Here is a 20428-nt window from a genome sequence, read left to right as displayed (position 1 = left end):
CTATTTATCGCCTGATAACCATCGCAGCTTGATGGCCTGATGACTGCCGGGGGACATTATCCCCCGGAATCAATTACTGGTGGCGTTTATGGCGCTACCACTGCCGCTATCGCCCGGACATCACTGCCGGTTGGGGTCTGGTGAACACGCAGGCCGAACTCTCCTACTACGGCAAAGATATGGTCGAAAATATCGCACTGGATGTTTTCATACTCCAGCCAGGCAACGGTGTTAGTAAACGCATAGACCTCAACGGGTAAGCCGTCAGCCCCCGGTGCCAGCTGGCGTACCATTTGCGTCATATCCCTGCGAATTGACGGATGCTGGCGCAGATATTCGGTCAAATAAGCCCGGAAGGTACCAACGTTAGTCATCCGGCGCTGATTCAGCACCGTGGAAGAGGCGCTATCCCCCCGATCGTTCCAGCTGTTAATTTCCTGCTGACGGGCAGCCATATAAGGCTTGAGAAGATTCGCCTGCATCAGTTTTTCCTGCTCCTCATCGGAGAGGAAACGGATGCTGGTGGTATCAATATTAATGCAGCGCTTAATACGACGACCGCCTGAAGCAGACATGCCGCTCCAGTTTTTAAATGCATCTGATACCAGCGCATAGGTCGGAATAGTGGTAATGGTATTATCCCAGTTTTGCACTTTTACCGTAGTCAGACCGATATCGATCACCGCGCCATCTGCACCGTATTTCGGCATCTCCAGCCAGTCACCCATTTTCAGCATGGCGTTAGCAGAAAGCTGAATTCCGGCCACCAGTCCGAGAATCGGGTCTTTAAATACCAGCATCAGTACTGCGGCCATTGCCCCCAGTCCGCTAATCAGGATCGCCGGCGATTTACCAATCAGCAGTGAAATCATCATGATGCCAATCACGATCGCACTCACCAGCTTCACACCCTGGAATATACCTTTGAGCGGGAACTGCGCCGCGAAAGTAAAGCGATGTGACAGGCCCGCGATAATATCAAGCAGAGAGAAGAAGGCCATCAGTGCATACAGCATCACCCAAAGCTGGGCGCAGGTTGTGAGTATCAGCGCGGCCTCACTGCCTTTTTGCAGCCAAAGCACCGCCTGAAGATTAACGATCATCCCCTGAAGCATAAACGCCAGTCGGCTGAATAATTTATTACCGGTAATAATCTGTAACCACAGACGGTTACTGCCCTGCGCGCGGCGTTCGAAGAGCTTCAGGACGATGCGATGAAGAATGAAGTGAATGATTAAGCCGGTGAGAAAAATAATACCGAAAATCATAATCATTGAAGTGGTTGGGTCTGGTTCTATTCCATATTGCTTTAGAATCGCGGTCAATTGCTGCATAAAGCCTCCTTTTAAAACGAGGGGGGATCATGCCCTCTGGAGATGACAGGTTCAACCCTTCGCACTAAACGCATTATGCGATCGCCAGAGGAAAATGGCTTTTAAGCCTTAAATCGCCGCAAAAAACAGCGATATTCTGCGGATTGATTCATCACGGTAGAGAGTAATCTGGCGGAATTGTTGCTGATCGCCCTACCGGAGCACCCCCATGCCAGATAAAGATGCCGTTGTTGAACGCCTCTCCTTAGAGGTTCTTGCGTTAAGAAATATTGTGCAGATGCTGATCGCCTACGGCAATGTACCGACAGGCGGTAAGCTGAATAAGTACCTGGAAAAAATTGCGGAAGAAGTTGAACACCGCGACGGGCGCGAAGCGAATAAAGCGATTGCGGATGTGATCCGCGGTTATATTCGCTAGCGGCGTAAAAAAACCGCCCCGGCAGTAAACCGGTGCGGCTTTTTATTATCACGCCACTTTAAATACTGAAATATCCTCTGCCAGCTGCGATGCTTCCGCATGCAGGGCGTGGGTATTCTCTGCGGTCTGATGCACCAGCGTCAGATTCTGCTGAATGCTGCGTTCCATCTGTGAGACGGCAAGCGTAACTTCAGCAATTCCTTTGCTCTGCTCATCACCGGCCACGCGGATTTCACCCACCACCTCTTTCACTTTCAGCACATCTTTCACCAGCTCTTCAAGCTGACGTCCTGCCCCCTCAACCAGTTTACTGCCTGTCAGCACATTGCTGTCCGACTGGCCGATAAGCGTTTTAATCTCCTGTGCAGCCATCGCACTGCGCTGTGCCAGCGCACGTACTTCAGCGGCGACCACGGCAAAACCCCGCCCCTGCTCACCGGCTCGCGCTGCTTCAACCGCCGCATTGAGCGCCAGGATATTGGTCTGGAATGCAATACCATCAATTACGCTGAGGATCTCCCCCACGCGGTTTGAAGAGACTTTGATCGTCTCCATGGTGTCGATCAGCTGCCGCATTACGTTACTGCTGCTGCGGGCAATTTGCGCAGTCTGCTCGGTGAAGGAGTCCGCCAGTCGGGTGTTTTCGGCGTTCTGCTGTACCGTGGCATTTAACTGCTCCATCGCTGCGGCGCTCTCTTCTACGGCCGCCGCCTGCTCACTGATTTTATCGGTCAGCTCCTGGTTGCTCTGCTCCAGCCCGCTGGCATTGTGCGCTACATGAATACCGCTCGCCTGCACGTTGGTAATCACCCCGGCAATTTTATCGACAAACTGATTAAAGGAGACGGCAATTTCTGCAATCTCATCGCGGCCCGACGTGTCCAGACGACGGGTCAGATCGCCATCACCGTGAGCAATATCATCCAGCGCCTTACGGGTAGACTCCAGCCGTCCTGAGATCTGACGGGAGATAAACCAGGATGCAATCAGCAAGAGTAATAATGACGGGATAAGCAGCACAAAGATGTCCTGCATAATATTGCGTGCCAGAGCGGTCACTTCTGCCTGCGGCGTCACCAGCCCAATAATCCAGCCGGTATTCGCCATACGGAACAGAGTCACCTGGGCATCCTGATGCAGATACTCATCGTTGATAGCACTGAGTGTGGTGGTTCCACTGGCTTTGCCCGCAGTTTTCACCCCAGAAACGATGGGAGCCAGCCAGGGCTGCTGCTGCGCCAGATCGCTGAATTTTTTCAGTGTTTTATCTTTCATCCCGGGGAAATAGAGCACGTTCCCGGCCTGGTCGAGGGCGAAGGCATAGCCGCCGGTGTTGCTGCCGTTACGCTGCATAAAGCTGGAGAGGTTATCCAGCAGGACATCAAAGGTTGCCACCCCGGCAAATGTGCCGCCGTGGCTGTATGGCACGCTACAGGTGACCATATTCACGTTTGAAACCGGATCCTGGTAAACTTCTGACCAGTTGCACTTGTTTCCGGAGGCGCTGCGGCTGGAGGTATACCAGCTTTCGTTATGATACCCGGCACCGGCGGGATCGTTATAGCCATCGGAGTAGTCCAGAGCGCCGCTGGCGTTACGCGACCAGAAGAAGCTACGACGGGCAACACCGTCACTGAATGCGTCAGGCTCCGGCCAGATGCCCCCACCGGCAATACTTTTATCCCCTCTGGTATCGATAATTTGTGGCAATACCTGTTTGACCAGCGCCTCATCGTGCGGCAGCACCTCAGCCAGGCGAGCCAGGCTGACCCCCTCACCTTCAATGCGAATCAACTGCTGGTTAAGCTGGCCAACGATATTCTCACCGGTTTGCTGAATTAAACTGTTGCTGGCATCAATGACGCGCGGCTGGCCGCGTAGCGAAATCGCCAGATAGACAATAATGCAGGTGAGTAGCAGCATAAATACGCCACCCAACGTCAATTTCCCTGACAAACGAATTGGAACCCACGACATAATGATTTCCTCGGAAAATAAATGTGAACTCGAAAATCAGAGATAAGTGAAAGGCAGAGTGATTTTTATTGTTATACGGATATGTTCTATGGACATACCATCAGTGGTTATCATCGGCTACGCCGGAGTAAAACTTTAATCTCGTTGAATAAATTGATATATATCAATTTATTATCCTGCAATACCTTTCACTTCACGACCTCATATCAGCCATTCATGTCGCCCTGGATGCATTTCATTCCCGCATCGTGGCAGCTCATGCCTTTTTCACCCGGCAATAGCAGCGTCAGCTCTATCATCGTGCTAATTCAAGATTCTTAGCATTCCCACCGGGAGAACTTTATGAACACACCAAACACAGGCAGCAGCGTTAATCGCACCCGCTGGTTAACCCTGATCGGTACAATCATTACCCAGTTTGCGCTGGGATCGGTTTATACCTGGAGCCTGTTTAACGGGCAGCTCTCCATGAAACTGGATACCAGCATCAGTCAGGTGGCATTTTCGTTTGGTCTGTTAAGCCTGGGCCTGGCGCTGGCCTCTTCCGTTGCCGGTAAATTGCAGGAGCGTTTCGGCGTGCGCAAAGTCACTATGGCTGCCGGGGTGATGATGGCGGTAGGTCTGATGCTGACTTCACAGGCGGACAACCTGTTTATGCTCTATCTCAGCGCGGGTCTGCTGGTGGGTCTTGCCGATGGCGCAGGCTATCTGATGACGTTATCAAACTGTGTTAAATGGTTCCCGGAGCGCAAAGGGGTGATTTCTGCCTGTGCGATTGGCGCTTATGGGCTGGGCAGCCTCGGCTTCAAGTTTATCTGTAGCTATCTGCTCAGTGTCTACAGCCTGGAAACCACTTTTATGATCTGGGGCGGAATGGCGATGAGCATGATTGTCATCGGCGCATTGCTGATGAAAGATGCGCCTGCACAGCAGACTGCCGGTTACAAAACATCGGAGAAACGTGATTACTCGCTGGCCGAGTCGATGCGTCTGCCGCAATACTGGATGCTGGCGCTGATGTTTCTGACCGCCTGCATGAGCGGCCTGTATGTGATTGGTGTGGCGAAAGATATCGGCGAAAGCATGGTACACCTGAGCGCGCAGACAGCGGCAAATGCCGTGACCATCATCGCCATTGCTAACCTTAGTGGCCGTCTGGTGCTGGGCGTGCTGTCCGATAAGGTCGCCCGTATCCGGGTGATTACCCTGGCGCAGGTGGTATCTCTGGCCGGCATGAGTATCCTGCTGTTCAGCCATATGAATGAAAGTAGCTTCTTTATCGCTATTGCCTGCGTGGCGTTCAGTTTTGGCGGTACCATTACTGTATATCCGTCACTGGTCAGTGATTTCTTCGGTCTGAATAACCTGACAAAGAATTACGGGGTGATTTATCTGGGCTTCGGTATCGGCAGTGTGATGGGATCGCTGATTGCGTCACTGTTCGGCGGCTTTACCGTAACCTTCAGTCTGATTATGGCGCTGCTGGTAATTTCACTGTTGATGTCCGCTACCATCCGCATGCCGCATAAACTGGCTGAAGTGAAGAAAGCACTGCAACACGCCTGATAGCTCCGTTTGTCCTCAGATGCCCGCTGCCTGCTACGGTGGCGGGCGTCGTTTTGAAATGATGCTTCGCTGTTTAAATCAATGTGCACATCCGGGCGATGTATTTGGCTTAAGTTCACAATTCTATTTCCCTCCACCCGACCTTCCCCGCCTCAACAAAAATTTTTAATTCAGATGATTCTCAACAATAGCGTGACTTTTTCATCATTATCTTATTTAATTAAAAAAAGCGGATATCGCCACAAGGGCACTTGAATTATTTAGAAATATCTCCATTAATAACTCTACATTCGAAGCATTATTCCTCCACTTTTCTTGCGTAACGTTGTCGTTATTGAAAAGAGCAGGAGAAAAGAATGAAAACGATAATGAAAGCGACCTCTGTGATGGCTCTGATTGTTATGCTAAGTGGTTGTATTGTTCCCCCTCCTCATCACGGTGGTGGCGGATATCACGGCGGCGGCGGTGGGCACCATAGTGGTTATCATCATGGGGGCGGGCCGCGTCACGGCAGATAAGAATTCGGTGGGGAGACTCACTGATTGGCCCTGAAGCTGCTGTTTCAGGGTTAAGGCGGGCAAAGCCTGCACACAGCAATATAACAAAAATACCTGTCATTCTTCGGATTGCAGATGCATTAAGTGCAATTCGAATGAAATAGGGTAAATATTAAAGAGTAACTTGGGCGGGGATATCCCCGCCCTTATTTTTAGCTTTTGATACTAAAATTACATTGGTACCAGGTCTTCACCAGACCGGGCACATGGCTTTCCTGCGGCTGCAATGCTTCAACTTTGTCAAACCCGCGATCATAGCAATAACGTTCAACATCTTTTTCCATCGCAGACTTATCTACCAGCCCTGGATTAAACCGGTACTGAACGGTATTCACTGCTGGATCTTCATCCACTTTTTCAAAAGCACCTGGTTTGCCAGAGGTACAACCTGCCAGCAAAAGTAGCGCAAATGCGCCGATAATTTTCATTTTCATCATGGTTCCCTTCTTCGAGTGCCGCATCATGAGCTGCACCGTCCCCCTGCCGCTATCAGACAGCGGCGCATTTGCATAATTTTACTTAAGTTATGCAATGTTTTACCGATTGAATCGATTCAGGGAGATGAATAGCGTAGGGCCGCTATCAGTGCGACTATGCATCCAGACATCAGGAGATGTCTGAGCAACACCAGGAAATTTTGGCAATAATTAGAACGTATTATGCCCGCGGCGAGCGGGCTTTTTTTTGGAATTAACTACCTGTTCCGCTAATAATTATACGTAATACGTTAGCCGAGTCTTTGTCAGGAAGTGCCAAAACAGACTGATAAAGGTCAATCGTCATATCACAGAGTTTGGCTTCGTTAACCCCAGTTTCCGCAGGGGTGTTCAGCGTTTGCAAATCACTTCCCCAGCGCTCATACAGCTGACGTACCACTGCCTGCAACTGCACCCGACCCTGTTTCAGATCGATGGGCTGATCAACGCCGCCGCTGTGTTTAAGTAACAGATCCATCGCCTGCAACTCACGCCCGGTAAGATCCTCCGGCAAAAGTTTACTGACATTTACGCCACCTTTTACCTGGGGAAACAGAAAGCGGAAGCACTCGCTGGCGCCGCGCTGGCGCATCTGTTTCATCTCCTCAAGAGATATCTGCATATAGCTATTCAGATCCTCATCGCGGGCGGCGTTGATGCGCTGGTTCAGCAGATCCGCCACCAGCGGCCGCAGATGCTCAATCGCCTGCTGCTCCGGCACCCCATCCTCCAGGCTGTTGACCAGCTCTATATAGGCCTGCTGATAAAGCCCGGGCTGCTGCTCTTTTACCGTACGCCATACCGGCAGCCGGGCCAGATGAGCAGTGGCGGCATCAATTTGAGCCTGCTGCTCGCGTTCCGGGCTGATCCAGCCGTAGTAATAGAGATTGCCCACCAGCAGCGGCAGTGAGAAGAGCAGAATCGCCGGGAGAGGGGCCAGCTTTTTGCATTTAACCAGCGCGCCAACGGCGACCAGCCAGACCAGGGCGGAGAACAGCGAGGCAAGGATAGCGTGAGAAATCAAAACAGGTTCCTGAGGTTATCAGGCCGGATAACCGGCCTGGAAAAGTATTTTAGTCGACGCGTACGTCGATCAGCACCGGGCAGCTGGCACGCTCAATCACCGCTGCGCTGCATGATCCTTTTAGCAGACGATTAAAGGAGGAGAGATGACGGCGGCCCATGATAATCATCGCCACATTGAGCCGGTTGGCTTCTGCAACAATCGTTTCTGCGGATTCTCCGGCAAGCACCCTGCCACGCGCCACTACCCCTGCGCGATGCAGCTCTGCCAGTGCCTGGCGTACTACGGCTTCTGCGGTATTCTGCTCATCCAGCGCCAGCCCGAAGTCGCCCGGATCTTCCCCGGCTTCGATCTCAAACGGGCCGGAAGCCGCATAGCTGGCATCCACACAGCACACCACCACCACTTCAGCCTGCAATGCCAGTGCCTGCTCAATTGTCAGTGAAATAACTTTGCGGGCAATCACCGAATTATCAACCGCGACCAAAAGCGTCTTCATATCCCTTCTCCTGTCAGTCTCGTAATGCGGCCTTCCCAATTTCATCGATTAGCGCCTCTTTGCATTTGAGGATTGCCTCACGATTACGCTCTTCATATCGCTGGAAACGGGCACCAGGGATTAAAAGACTGATGGAAAAGCGACCCAGAATAGTATCGATCGCCACTGCCATCGTGGAGATCCCCTCCAGTGTTTCACCCCGGTCATAAGCCAGGCCGGTACGGCGAATTTCGGTTAAGTGGGCCAGCAGCGCGGGGAAGTCACGCACGGTCAGCTCGGTGATCGCCTGATAGGCTTCGCCGACCAGCTCTCTGGCAGCATGATCGCTTTCCAGCGCCAGCAGCGCACGGCCGCCCGAGGTACTGTAAAGCGGCAGATTCATACCGATACGGGGCACCACCCGCAGCTCGCGATCGGCGACCACATAATGCACAATCGCCAGTTGCAGACCGCTGGCCCTCGCCAGCGAAACCGTTTCACCGGTCGCATCGCACAGCGCCTGAAGCCAGGGCTGGGCTATCGCCACCACATCGGTATGCACATTTGCAATCAGCCGCAGCAGCGCCGGGCCAAGACGTACCCCACCAGCCGCGCCGTGACTGCGCACCAGCTGCACAGAGTCCAGTGCACCGACAATGCGCTGCACCGTGGATCGAGGCAAATCAACCGCCTGGGCTATTTCACCAAGGCTCATACCGTTCGGTTTGGCTCCCAGCGCATCAAGAATTTTCGCGGCGCGTGTAATCACCTGAATTCCGCCGGTACGTTCGTCATCGCGGCAGCTTGCGGACTCAAACATAGGGATTCTCTTTCCTTGTAATCGGCCAATACTTTAGCACTATTTTTACCTGTTCGGCACGCTGTATCACATTGCAATACAGCGCATCACCATGTAACATTCCGTCAGGTGTATCACGATACAATACACTGCATCGATAATAATTATTCCGTCCGGGACACCTGCTATGACTGGCCAGCCTGCGGCAATGCCGCCTCCACACCCTTTTACACTTCGTCTGGCGCTGGGTCTGACAGGTGTGTTGATCGCCGCCCTTAGTTCCGGTCTTAACGATCGCGTCACCGATCTGGCACTGGCTGATATTCGTGCCGCTCTGGGGATTGATTTTGACACCGGCAGCTGGATTACCTCCGCCTATCAGGCTGCAGAAGTGGCCGCGATGATGATCGCTCCCTGGTTCGCAGTCACCTTTTCCCTGCGCCGTTTTACGCTGGTCGCTACTTTCGGTTTCTGCCTGATTGCGGCAATACAGCCGCTGATCGCCGATGCTGCGGCTTTTATTGCGTTCAGGGTTATCCAGGGGATCCTGGGAGGGGCGCTGCCTCCGATGCTGATGACGGTCGCCCTGCGTTTCCTGCCTCCGGGAATTAAACTTTACGGGCTGGCTGCTTATGCGCTGACAGCCACGTTCGGCCCGAATATGGCCGCCTCTCTGGCAGCATTCTGGACTGACTCCGTGGGCTGGCAGTTTGCTTTCTGGCAGGTGATCCCGCCGTGCCTGATCGCCACCCTGCTGATTGGCTGGGGGCTGCCACAGGATCCACTTCGTCTGGAACGTTTCCGCCAGATTGACGGGTTTGGCATGCTGACCGGCTGTAGCGGTATTGCGCTGCTGGTGCTGGCGCTGACCCAGGGCGAACGGCTTGACTGGCTCCAGTCACCGCTGATTAGCGGCATGCTACTGAGCGCCGCCGCGCTGCTGGTGGTGTTCTTTATTAATGAATGGTTCCACCCGCTGCCGCTATTCAAGCTGCAAATGTTACAACGTAAAAACCTGACTCATGGTCTGCTGGTACTGGCGGGTGTGCTGACGGTATCGCTCTCAGGCTCGGCTCTGCCATCGGCTTATTTTGCTCAGGTTGAAGGATTTCGTACCGCGCAGTTTGCACCGCTGGCACTGACAATTGGCCTGCCGCAGCTGTTGATTGCCCCGTTTATTGCAGCACTGCTTAATCTGCGCTGGATTGACTGCCGCTGGATGCTGACGGCAGGAGCCGGAGTGATGATTCTCTCCTGCGCGCTGGGAATGCAGCTTACGGCGGAGTGGGCGCGACAGAACTTCTGGTTGATTCAGCTGCTACAGGCGTTCGGTCAGCCCATGATGATTCTGCCGGTACTGATGAGCGCAACCAGCGTGGTCATGCCGCCGGAAGGGCCTTTTGCATCGGCGATGTTTAATACCGTGCGCGGGTTTTCCAGCGTAGCGGCCGGGGTGCTGGTGGAGAACTTCCTCACCCACCGGGAAAAATTTCACTCGCATACGCTGGTGGATCAGCTGGGCAATCGCCCGTGGCTGATTACCGCTAGCAGCAGCGATACGGCCAGCAGCCTGATGCCGCTGCTGCCGGATGGCGCAGTCAGCTCCATTGAAAACCTCAGCCATTTCAGCTCACTGGTCAGGCATCAGGCGGTGATTCTCAGCATCAGTGACAGCTATCTGATGATTACTGGCTTCGCACTGCTGCTCATACTTTTGACACTCTGGCTGCCGAAACGCGTCTGGCCGCCACAGACTTTGTTAACTTCAGCTCCGCAAATATCGGGATCATAATAATGAGTTTCACACCTGCTAAACGAACCTCTTTGCTGGCGCTTCTGCTGCTGGCTCTGCTTGCCATCGCCTTTTTCGTCTGGTCAGCAATTAATCGCCATCATCTGCGTACCAATGATGCAGTGGTCGCCGCAGACTATACGCTGGTGGCACCGAAGGTGTCCGGCTATATCCGCACGGTCAACGTTGCGGATAATCAGCAGGTCAGGGCCGGGGATCTGCTGGCCACCATCGACGATCGCGACTATCGCGTTGCGCTGGAGACGGCCCAGGCCAACCTGCTGGTCAGTAAGGCAAAGCAGAGCAGCATTCAGGCACAGCTTGAGCAGCAGAAAGCGACCATCGCCCAGACCGAAGCAGCGGTCGCTGCCAGCCAGGCCACGCTGAACTACGCCGGGCAAAATGCCGATCGCTATCGTCGCCTGTTGAAAAGCGGGACGGCAACCGCCGATGAGCAGCAAAAATCCAGCTCAACCATGTTAAGTGCGGCAGCGCAGGTGAAGCAGAGTCAGGCCGCCGTGCTGGCAGCACGTAAAGAAGTCGCGGTGTTACAGGCCAGTCTGCAACAGGCACAGGCAGACAGCGCAGCAATGCAGGCCAGCGTAGATCAGGCGGAGCTGAATCTCTCATACACGCAGATCACGGCACCTATTTCCGGCAGCGTCGGCCAGCGAGCCGTCCGTCAGGGGGCATGGGTTGCGGCGGGAACCAGACTGCTGGCAGTGGTACCGTTACAGCAAAGCTATGTGGTGGCAAACTTCCTTGAAACTCAGCTGGCTAACGTTACCATCGGGCAGCCGGTTTCAGTCGCGGTAGATGCCCTGCCCGGAGTGCTACTGCGCGGCCATATTGACAGTATTGCGCCTGCAACAGGCTCAACTTTTGCGGCTATCAGCGCTGATAACGCAACCGGTAATTACACCAAAGTCGTCCAGCGTCTGCCGGTGAAGATCGTACTGGAACAGGGCCAGCCAGATCTGGAAAGACTGCGCGTTGGTATGTCAGTCGTTCCAGAATTAGAGATGCCTTAATGTGAGAAAGGTCTCATAACAATCACCTTTATTTTGCAGAGCAATACGGGTAAATTAGCCTCCGATCCTGCCGTGAAGTGATGTTTCCACGGCGCTCTGCCTCAACCTGAGGCTGTTTGCGTTACGCTGGCCCGGGGTCGCCAACGCCGTATACGCTCAAAGGAGTAGTTCGGTGAAATATGCTTTGATGGGAATCTCTTTTATCCTGTTAATTTGGGTGGGTACTTTTTATCTGATGCTGTAGGGATAAAAGTTTATGGGGTCAGGAAAACCTGACCCTTACTGGCTCAGACCTCGTCTTCACTGCTTTTGGTGGCGCTCGCTAAAATCCCTTCCGCACGAAACATCGCTTTAATGCCTCTAACCGCCTGACGAATACGGTCGCTGTTTTCAATCAGTGCGAAACGCACGTGGGTATCACCGTAATCACCAAAGCCGATTCCCGGCGACACACAAACCTTCGCTTCCTGTAACAGCAGTTTGGCAAATTCCAGCGATCCCAGGTGGGCATAGTGATCGGGGATTTTCGCCCAGACGTACATCGATGCTTTCGGGTTATCCACCATCCAGCCTGCTTCATGCAGACCTTTCACCAGCACATCGCGACGGCGTTTATACTGTTCGGCAATATCCCGCACGCACTGCTGATCCCCTTCCAGCGCCGCAATTGCCGCCACCTGCAACGGGGTAAACGTTCCGTAATCATGGTAACTTTTGATACGTGCCAGCGCGGCAACCAGCTCTTTATTACCGACCATAAAGCCGATGCGCCAGCCCGCCATATTGTAGCTTTTTGACAGGGTGAAGAACTCCACCGCAACATCACGCGCGCCCGGGACTTCCATAATCGACGGCGCTTTCCAGCCATCATAGACAATATCCGCATAGGCCAGATCGTGAATTACCAGCACGTTGTACTGCTTCGCCAGCGCAATGACCCGCTCGAAAAAGTCCAGCTCTACGCACTGCGCGGTTGGGTTCGAGGGAAAGCCGAGGATCATCATTTTCGGCTTAGGGTAGCTCTCGCGGATGGCGCGTTCCAGCTCGTTAAAGAAGTCTACGCCCGCCACCAGCGGTACGGATCGCACCTGCGCCCCGGCGATCACTGCACCGTAGATATGGATCGGGTAGCTGGGATTTGGCACCAGCACCGTATCACCGTGATCGAGCGTTGCCAGCATCAGATGCGCCAGCCCCTCTTTTGAGCCAATGGTGACAATCGCTTCCGATTCAGGATCGATCTCCACCTGATAGCGGTCGGCATACCAGCGTGAAATAGCGCGACGCAGGCGCGGAATGCCGCGTGAAGTAGAATAACCATGAGTATCTTCACGCTGCGCCACGGTGCAGAGTTTTTCCACGATATGCGGCGGCGTCGGCCCGTCCGGGTTACCCATACTGAAATCGATAATATCTTCACCGCGACGGCGTGCAGCCATCTTCAGTTCGGAAGTGATGTTAAATACATACGGGGGAAGACGTTCAATACGGGAAAAACGGCGTGGGGAACTGTTGTCAGCCATAGCTATAGCATCCTCTGATTCACGTAAGCGCCCGGACCATCCGAGCGACGCTGACCACTGCGGTGGTCGAGGAATCAACATAACTTACATTTCCGTAACCTGTCGATAGGCAGAATAAAATTTTTTATCCGCGCGGATTAATGCGCCCAAACAGCCAGTCATTCACCCACTGACCGCGTAACAGATAATTATCCCGTAGCGTGCCTTCCAGCATAAAGCCGTTTTTTTCCAGCACCCGGCGTGACGGAGAGTTACCTTCCACCACCTGCGCCTTCAGTTTGTGGAATTCACACTCGCGGAACAAAAAGTCACACAGCGCACTCAGCGCCTCACTGCCATAGCCCTGGCCAAAGCAGTCGCTGAGAAGCGAATAGCCAACTTCCGCCTGACGATGCGGTGCCCATTCCGGGTTCGCCCCCATCAGTCCTACCGGCTTTCCGCTCTCTTTCAGCCGCACTACCAGGCACAGCATATGAAAACTCGTTACCTGCCAGGGCGCCAGCCGGTCATTAAATCGCTGGCGGATATCAGCCAGCTGCGGCACCGCGCTGATAAATTTCATGCAGGTTTCATCGCTGTGTACTGCCAGAAACAGCTGCCAGTCTTCCGGCTTTAGTCGGGTCAGAACCAGTCGCTCAGTAGTGAGTTGCATATACCGTCTCGCTAAAAGGGGAAATACCACCAATAACACATCACTTTTACCTGCCGCTTTTCCGCCGTGTAATGGCTGCGCAGTTTTACCTAATGATAATGAATTTGTCACAGGAGAACGACAATGAACCCTCTCAAAATTGACAATATCCCGGATGCTATTCGCACTATTAAACAACAGCTGCGTCAGCAGTTACCTGATTATCGTCAGGTCTTTGCCGGGCTGGATGCCGAAATGCGCAGCCAGATTAGCGCCCTGAATGCTGCCCGGCAGCGAGGCGAACACCCGGTTCCACAGCTTGATGCCAGCGATGTCCTGAATAATCGCGTTACTGAACAGCAAAGAGATCTGATCCGTCAGCGCGGCTGTTGCGTGGTGCGCGGCGTCTTCTCTCCCGATCAGGCCAGCCAGTGGGATAACGATCTCGGCCACTATCTGGATGAGAACCGGTTTGTTGAGAAGCTAAAAAATGCGGCCGAGGACAACTATTTTGGCGATCTGAAGCAGGGTAAGCCGCAGATTTACGGAGTTTACTGGTCGCGGCCTCAGGTGCAGGCACGCCAGGATGCACGCATGCAGGCCGTGCAGGTATTCCTTAACTCTCTCTGGCAAACCGAGAGCAACGGCACGCAGCATTTCGATCCTGCGCGCATCGTCAGCTATGCCGACCGTATTCGCCGCCGCCCGCCGCATTCCGGTTCGCTTGGTCTGTCGCCGCACGTTGACGGCGGGTCGCTGGAGCGCTGGCTGGATGAAAATTTCCGCCATGTTTACCGTCACGTTTTTAGCGGTAACTGGCAGCAATATAACCCTTTCGACGCCGAGATGCGCACCGAAGTACGCGAGTTCCCCTCTCCTGCCGTTTGCTCGATGTTCCGCACTTTCCAGGGATGGACGGCACTGACGCCGCAGCGCCAGCACGGCGGAACGTTGAAACTACTGCCAATTGCCAATGCGATGGCGTGGATTTTACTGCGCGCATTGCAGGATGATGTGGCTGAGGATGACCTGTGCGGTGCCGCCCCCGGACGCGCCCTGTCGGTTAGCGAAAAGTTCCATCCTCTTTTACTTGAAGGTTTTTCCTCTATTCCTGATATGGAGCCGGGAGACACGGTGTTCTGGCACTGTGATGTGGTTCATGCGGTGGAGAATGAGCATCTGGGTGAGTTCGACAGTAATGTGATGTATATCGCCGCAGCGCCCTGGTGTGAGAAGAATGCCGCCTATCTGCAACGTCAGTGGCCAGCCTTTGTTGACGGGCTTTCGCCGCCGGATTTTGCTGCTGATAATTTTGAAGTGGATTTTGTCGGGCGGGCGACAGAAGACGATTTTACGCCGCTGGGTAAAGAGCAGATGCAGTAACATACGGCCCGCAGGGGTAAGGTACGCCCTGCCCTCTGCGGGGTTGATGTTTAGCCATAACGCACACAACAACGTGCCAATAAATTCCAAAAATTGATCCCGCTGCTGGTTACCGCAATCAATAATTGTGATGCCTGGCACATTCCGCACACTTTCCCTATCATAAGCACAAAATCCTCACCAGCCGAGACGCCCGTGCATTCGATGTTTGAAATGTTGCTCGCCGTGTTTGACCGCGCAGCGCTGATGCTAATCTGCCTGTTTTTCATTACCCGAACCCGTCATTTTCGCCAGCTGTTACAAAAAGATGAGCATTCACGCCAGGAACTGGTCGCGGTTACCGCCATCTTCTCGCTGTTTGCCCTGTTCAGCACCTGGACCGGTATCAACGTGGAAGGCTCGCTGGTCAACGTGCGCACTATCGCGATTATGTCCGGTGGTATTCTGTTTGGCCCCTGGGTGGGTATCGCTACCGGGGTTATCGCCGGGCTGCACCGTTTTCTGATCGATATCCATGGCGTAACGTCCGTTCCCTGCCTGATTACCAGCATTGTTGCCGGGGTGGTGTCCGGCTGGATCAACCTGAAGGTGGTCAAAGAGAAGCGCTGGAGTATCGGGATTATCGGCGGTATGGCCTGCGAATCCCTGACCATGCTGCTTATTGTGGTCTGGGCTGCACCTACCGCGCTGGGGCTGGATATCATTACGGAAATTGCTATTCCCATGATCCTCGGCGCATCCAGCATCGGTCTGATTGTGCTGCTGGTACAGAGCGTTGAGGGAGAGAAAGAGGCGATTGCCGCCCGACAGGCCAAGCTGGCGCTGGATATTGCCAATAAAACCCTGCCGCTGTTCCGCCAGGTCAACAGCCACTCACTGCGTCAGGTGTGCCATATTATTCGCAATGATATCAACGCCGATGCCGTGGCAATGACCAATAATACCCAGATCCTTGCCTATGTGGGCGTGGGGGAGGAGAACTATCGCAACGGCAACGACGGCATCAGCCCGACCACCGCGACGGCCATCTCTGATGGGAAAATAATCATTAAAAACAATGATGAAGCGCATCGTACGCCAGAAATCCACTCAATGATCGTTATCCCGCTCTGGGAGAAAGGCGAAGTCACCGGCACGCTGAAAATTTATTACCGTCACGCACACCGCATCACCTGGTCGCTGAAAGAGATGGCGGTGGGCCTGTCGCAGATTATCTCAACGCAGCTGGAAGTTTCACGCGCGGAACAGCTGCGGGAAATGGCAAATAAGGCGGAGCTGCGCGCCTTGCAGAGCAAAATTAATCCACATTTCCTGTTTAACGCGCTTAACGCCATCTCCTCTTCCATTCGCATTAATCCGGACACCGCGCGCCAGCTGATTACCAATCTGTCGCGATATCTGCGCTATAACCTTGAGCTGAACGATGATGAGATTATCGATATAAAAAAAGAGCTGTACCAAATCAAGGACTATATCGCCATTGAACAGGCGCGCTTTGGCGATAAGCTGACGGTTATCTACGACATCGATGAGGATGTGAGCTGCTCACTGCCCAGTCTGTTGATCCAGCCGCTGGTTGAGAATGCCATTGTTCACGGTATTCATCCGTTCCGGGGAAAAGGCGTGGTAACGCTGAGTATTCATGACCTGGGGGACAGGATACGGATTGCAGTGCGCGATACCGGACATGGTATCAGTGAAGAAGTGATTGCCAGGGTAGAGAGCAACGAGATGCCGGGCAATAAAATCGGCCTGCTTAATGTCCATCATCGGGTGAAATTACTGTACGGTGAAGGGCTGCATATTCACCGCCTGAATCCCGGCACAGAGATTGCCTTTTATATCAGTAAAAATGGTGCAGGTTTGCCAGAAAAACCTACTATTTCAATAGCCTGAACCAGGGGTGTGACGTGAAAGCAATCATAGTAGAAGATGAGTTTCTCGCCCAGCAGGAGTTGAGCTGGCTGATCCGCGAGCACAGCCAGATAACCATCGACGCTACCTTTGATGACGGGCTGGATGTGCTTAAATATTTGCACACTCATCAGGTCGATGTCATTTTTCTCGATATTAATATCCCCTCACTGGACGGGATGCTGCTGGCGCAAAATATCAGCAAATTCGCCAATAAGCCGCTGATCGTGTTTATTACTGCCTATAAAGAGCACGCGGTCGAAGCTTTTGAACTGGAGGCTTTTGACTATATTCTGAAACCCTGGTCCGAGATGCGCATTATTACCCTGCTGCGCAAGCTGGAAAACCATGTGCAGAATAATCCCGCACTCAGCCCGGCAGCCACACGCCCTGCTCCGCATACCGTTAATCTGGTGAAGGACGAACGTATTATCGTTACTGATATTAACGATATTTATTATACGGAAGCCCATGAAAAGCTGACTTTTGTCTATACGCGACGTGAGGAATATGTGATGTCGGTGAATATGACAGAGTTTTGTCACCGGCTGCCGGATGAGTATTTCTTTCGCTGTCACCGCTCCTACTGCGTCAATCTCAGCAAAATTCGTGAGATCGAGCCATGGTTTAATAACACCTATATTCTCAAGCTGCGCGATCTTGAGTTCCAGGTGCCGGTGAGCCGCAGTAAGGTGAAAGAGTTTCGTCAGCTGATGCGGCTGTAGGCCGCATCAGTGGGGTCAGACAGAAGGGTTTACAGCACCAGGCCGAGTGTCTGACGCAGGTGTGCACCCGCGCCCAGCAGACCTGGCTGATCGTGGGTGATCATATAAACAGGAATTCCGGAGACATAGTCTTTAAAACGCCCTTTGTCTTCAAACGCCGCGCGGAAACCGGAAGCTTTGAAGAATTCCAGGAAGCGCGGAACGATGCCGCCTGCAATATAGACACCGCCGAAGGTGCCAAGATTCAGCGCCAGGTTACCGCCAAAACGGCCCATGATAACGCAAAACATTGACAGTGCACGGCGGCAGTCAGTGCAGGTATCCTGCAAGGCACGCTCCGTGACATCACGGGGTTTCAGGTTTTCTGGCACCCGGTCATCTGATTTAACAATCGCCCGATAGAGGTTCACCAGTCCGCCGCCGGAGAGAACGCGCTCGGCAGAAACATGGCCAAGCTCTTCGCGCAGCACTTCCAGAATCTGATCTTCTTCTTCGCTGTTAGCAGCAAAATCAACGTGACCGCCCTCACCCGGCAGGCTGACCCAGCGCTTATCCACATGTACCAGATGCGCCACACCGAGGCCCGTTCCCGCGCCGTAGACCGCCACAGGTTTATCCTGCACCGGCGCCTGGCCGCCGAACTGCATCACATGCTCTTCTTTGAGCATCGGGATCGCCATTGATACCGCAGTGAAATCATTAATGATTTCCAGTGTCTCGAAACCGAGGCTGGCTTTCATCTTACTGGTAGAGAACGCCCAGTCGTGGTTGGTCATCTCAACCCAGTCTTCAGTGATCGGACAGGCAATCGCGATACAGCCATGCTTAATCTCTTTTTGTTGTTCTTCAAGATAAGCGCGGATCACCGCTTCCAGATTGTCATATTCTGCTGTGGAAAAAGTTTTGGCTTGTGAAATGGCACCGTTTTCAACTTCACACAGTGCCAGGCGCGCATTTGTGCCGCCAACATCACCTACCAGGGCATAGCTGGTCATTATTGTTTTGCTCCGATCATGTCAATTAAACACACTATACCCAAAAAATTTCGCGTTGCATCAAGGCGACATCTGAATTAAGGCATTTACACCTTAGCTGCTATTGCGTTGATGCAGGGCGCGGGTTACTGAAGCCAGCAGCGGGGGCATATCCATCTGCGGCAGTACGACCTCAACCAGTGACAGACGCGGGCTGTTTTCCAGCTGTGCCATAACGTCGCGCAGCTGTACCGTCTGCGTCACTAGCCAGCTCTGTGCCTGGGTGTCAACACTCAGCGCCTGGGGCAAACGCGTCCAGTCCCAGCGGGCAATATCGTTATAGCGCTGCCCGGCACCGTGAATCGCCCGCTCAACGGTGTAACCCTCATTATTAAGCAGGAAGATCACCGGATTTTGCCCGTTGCGTAGCATCGTCCCCAGTTCCTGCACCGTCAGCTGGGCGGAACCATCACCGATTATCAGCACCACGCGCCGTTGCGGTTGTGCGGTTTGTGCGCCAAAAGCGGCAGGCAGCGTATAGCCAATCGATCCCCACAGCGGCTGCACCAGCAGGCGGGCGCCTTCAGGCAGGCGAAGCGCGGCGGCACCAAAAGCTGCGGTTCCCTGCTCGGCCAGCACAATATCATCCGGACGCAGAAAGTCCTGTATCGCCTGCCAGAAAGTGCTCTGCGTCAGGCTGTCTGAACTGATGTTTTCCAGTTCCGGAGGGGCGATAATCCCCTGCTGCCAGTTACCACCATACTTAAGCGCCAGCTGATGCAGCACTTCCAGCGCTGCCGCCATCGGTATCCCTCTAAACTCGCGATCGGCAATTCGACAATGATCCAGCCCGACGTCGATAGTACGGCTGCGGGTAATATGCTGGGTAAAACCAGCCGTGATGGTATCGGTATATTTCACCCCAATGGTAATCAGCACATCGCTCTGCTCAATTACCGCCCGGGTGCTCTCCGCATTTGAAGCCCCGGCATAGGTACCGGCAAAGCCGTGCTGGCTTTCCGGCAGTACGCTTTTGCCCATCAGCAGTGTGGCAAACGGCATCGGTACTTCCGTCAGCCAGCGCTGTAAACGGGCGTGCTGCCCGGCCCGGTCAGCAAGAAAATCCGCCAGCATCGCCACGCTTCCCGCAGCAGCCAGCAGGGTTTCCGCGCCGTCTGCAAACGCAGACAGCTGTTCACGATCGACAGAGGGAGTCAACTCCAGGGGAGCGGCTGGCGGCGACAGCGGGCTTTCTGCCACATTGGTCGCCAGCAGCAGATAAACCGGACGACGTTCGGTTAAGGCACAGATTAAGAGACGATCAATTTCGGCCGCTGCGTTATCGGCACTCAATACGCTGCTGGCGACAGAAATTTCCTGCTGCATACGCAGAAAGTGACTGAAATCACCATCCCCAAGCGTGTGGTGCAGCAGCTCACCGTTATTCTGCGAGGTTTGCGACGGCGCACCGACGATATGGACTACCGGCAGATATTCCGCATAGCTGCCCGCCACACCGTTAAGGGCGCTCAGTTCACCCACGCCAAAGGTGGTGAGCAGCGCCGCTGCGCCACGACAGCGAGCATAACCATCGGCGGCATAGGCAGCATTCAGCTCATTTGCACATCCCACCCATGCCAGCCGGGGGTGGTCAATCACATGGTCGAGAAATTGCAGATTGTAATCGCCCGGTACACCAAACAGATGATCGATACCGATCTCATTTAAACGCGCAAGCAGATAGTCACCCACGGTATAGCTATTCATCGCGCTGCTCCTCTAAGGCACTTAACCTGAGTATTAGCGATTATTTTCACTCTGTTAGC

The 20428-nt window shown here is 53.6% G+C and carries 19 protein-coding genes; 9 read left to right on the top strand and 10 right to left on the bottom strand.

The features are described from left to right. Positions 1-86 precede the first annotated feature (86 nt). Entirely contained in the window at positions 87-1334 is a 1248-nt protein-coding gene (locus tag GN242_RS05930; RefSeq protein ID WP_156287046.1) for a mechanosensitive ion channel family protein, read from the bottom strand. A 208-nt stretch (positions 1335-1542) separates the two neighbouring features. On the opposite strand from GN242_RS05930, the gene GN242_RS05925 reads away from it, so the two are divergent. Beyond that, a complete protein-coding gene (locus GN242_RS05925) occupies positions 1543-1752 on the top strand; it encodes a hypothetical protein (protein WP_062743051.1) in 210 nt (69 codons plus the stop codon). A gap of 48 nt (positions 1753-1800) precedes the next feature. Here the strand turns inward: GN242_RS05925 and GN242_RS05920 are convergent, their stop codons facing one another. Further along, positions 1801-3729 carry a methyl-accepting chemotaxis protein gene (locus tag GN242_RS05920; RefSeq protein WP_154754022.1) on the bottom strand — a complete coding sequence of 643 codons (1929 nt, stop codon included), beginning with the start codon at positions 3727-3729 and terminating at the stop codon, positions 1801-1803. Positions 3730-4071: 342 nt separating this feature from the next. On the opposite strand from GN242_RS05920, the gene GN242_RS05915 reads away from it, so the two are divergent. Both GN242_RS05915 and GN242_RS21630 read left to right on the top strand, forming a co-directional pair. Next, positions 4072-5295, top strand: coding sequence for an L-lactate MFS transporter (locus tag GN242_RS05915; RefSeq protein WP_154754023.1), 1224 nt, complete (start codon positions 4072-4074; stop codon positions 5293-5295). Between the two features lie 356 nt (positions 5296-5651). Next, positions 5652-5813 carry a hypothetical protein gene (locus GN242_RS21630; protein WP_195918392.1) on the top strand — a complete coding sequence of 54 codons (162 nt, stop codon included), beginning with the start codon at positions 5652-5654 and terminating at the stop codon, positions 5811-5813. A 191-nt stretch (positions 5814-6004) separates the two neighbouring features. Here GN242_RS21630 and GN242_RS05910 read toward each other — a convergent pair whose 3' ends face one another. From GN242_RS05910 to GN242_RS05895, 4 genes are all read right to left on the bottom strand, one after another. Continuing rightward, positions 6005-6286, bottom strand: a complete 282-nt coding sequence (locus GN242_RS05910; RefSeq protein WP_154754051.1) for a hypothetical protein — start codon at positions 6284-6286, stop codon at positions 6005-6007. A 256-nt stretch (positions 6287-6542) separates the two neighbouring features. Beyond that, positions 6543-7352, bottom strand: a complete 810-nt coding sequence (locus tag GN242_RS05905; protein WP_154754024.1) for a hypothetical protein — start codon at positions 7350-7352, stop codon at positions 6543-6545. A 49-nt stretch (positions 7353-7401) separates the two neighbouring features. Next, positions 7402-7851 (bottom strand): universal stress protein, encoded by a 450-nt coding sequence (locus GN242_RS05900; protein ID WP_156287045.1) that lies wholly within the window; start codon positions 7849-7851, stop codon positions 7402-7404. 13 nt (positions 7852-7864) lie between these two features. Beyond that, a complete protein-coding gene (locus GN242_RS05895; RefSeq protein WP_154754026.1) occupies positions 7865-8650 on the bottom strand; it encodes an IclR family transcriptional regulator in 786 nt (261 codons plus the stop codon). A 166-nt stretch (positions 8651-8816) separates the two neighbouring features. On the opposite strand from GN242_RS05895, the gene GN242_RS05890 reads away from it, so the two are divergent. The 3 genes from GN242_RS05890 (at position 8817) to ypdK (ending at position 11696) form a co-directional block, all read left to right on the top strand. Beyond that, positions 8817-10421: an MFS transporter gene (locus GN242_RS05890; RefSeq protein ID WP_156287044.1), complete on the top strand. Its 1605-nt coding sequence runs from the start codon at positions 8817-8819 to the stop codon at positions 10419-10421. A gap of 2 nt (positions 10422-10423) precedes the next feature. After that, positions 10424-11452 carry an HlyD family secretion protein gene (locus tag GN242_RS05885; RefSeq protein WP_156287043.1) on the top strand — a complete coding sequence of 343 codons (1029 nt, stop codon included), beginning with the start codon at positions 10424-10426 and terminating at the stop codon, positions 11450-11452. 172 nt (positions 11453-11624) lie between these two features. Beyond that, entirely contained in the window at positions 11625-11696 is a 72-nt protein-coding gene (ypdK, locus tag GN242_RS05880; RefSeq protein ID WP_156288194.1) for a membrane protein YpdK, read from the top strand. A 43-nt stretch (positions 11697-11739) separates the two neighbouring features. Here ypdK and alaC read toward each other — a convergent pair whose 3' ends face one another. Together alaC and GN242_RS05870 are read right to left on the bottom strand one after the other, a co-directional pair. Further along, positions 11740-12975 (bottom strand): alanine transaminase, encoded by a 1236-nt coding sequence (gene alaC, locus GN242_RS05875; protein WP_154754029.1) that lies wholly within the window; start codon positions 12973-12975, stop codon positions 11740-11742. A gap of 124 nt (positions 12976-13099) precedes the next feature. Continuing rightward, positions 13100-13627, bottom strand: a complete 528-nt coding sequence (locus GN242_RS05870; RefSeq protein ID WP_154754030.1) for a GNAT family N-acetyltransferase — start codon at positions 13625-13627, stop codon at positions 13100-13102. Positions 13628-13750: 123 nt separating this feature from the next. Here GN242_RS05870 and GN242_RS05865 point away from each other — a divergent pair, with 123 nt between their 5' ends. The 3 genes from GN242_RS05865 (at position 13751) to GN242_RS05855 (ending at position 17628) form a co-directional block, all read left to right on the top strand. Further along, entirely contained in the window at positions 13751-14989 is a 1239-nt protein-coding gene (locus GN242_RS05865) for a DUF1479 domain-containing protein (RefSeq protein ID WP_156287042.1), read from the top strand. Between the two features lie 213 nt (positions 14990-15202). Continuing rightward, a complete protein-coding gene (locus tag GN242_RS05860) occupies positions 15203-16885 on the top strand; it encodes a sensor histidine kinase (RefSeq protein ID WP_154754053.1) in 1683 nt (560 codons plus the stop codon). Between the two features lie 14 nt (positions 16886-16899). Then, positions 16900-17628 carry a LytR/AlgR family response regulator transcription factor gene (locus GN242_RS05855; RefSeq protein ID WP_156287041.1) on the top strand — a complete coding sequence of 243 codons (729 nt, stop codon included), beginning with the start codon at positions 16900-16902 and terminating at the stop codon, positions 17626-17628. Between the two features lie 29 nt (positions 17629-17657). On the opposite strand, the gene glk is transcribed toward GN242_RS05855, so the two are convergent. Together glk and GN242_RS05845 are read right to left on the bottom strand one after the other, a co-directional pair. Further along, a complete protein-coding gene (gene glk / locus GN242_RS05850; RefSeq protein WP_154754033.1) occupies positions 17658-18623 on the bottom strand; it encodes a glucokinase in 966 nt (321 codons plus the stop codon). Between the two features lie 93 nt (positions 18624-18716). Beyond that, positions 18717-20369: an alpha-keto acid decarboxylase family protein gene (locus tag GN242_RS05845; RefSeq protein WP_156287040.1), complete on the bottom strand. Its 1653-nt coding sequence runs from the start codon at positions 20367-20369 to the stop codon at positions 18717-18719. Between the last annotated feature and the right edge of the window lie 59 nt (positions 20370-20428).

The sequence above is a fragment of the Erwinia sorbitola genome (genome assembly GCF_009738185.1).
GTDB lineage: Bacteria > Pseudomonadota > Gammaproteobacteria > Enterobacterales > Enterobacteriaceae > Erwinia > Erwinia sorbitola.
Note: the sequence above shows the minus strand (reverse complement) of the source record. Positions and strands in the feature narration are given on the sequence as shown.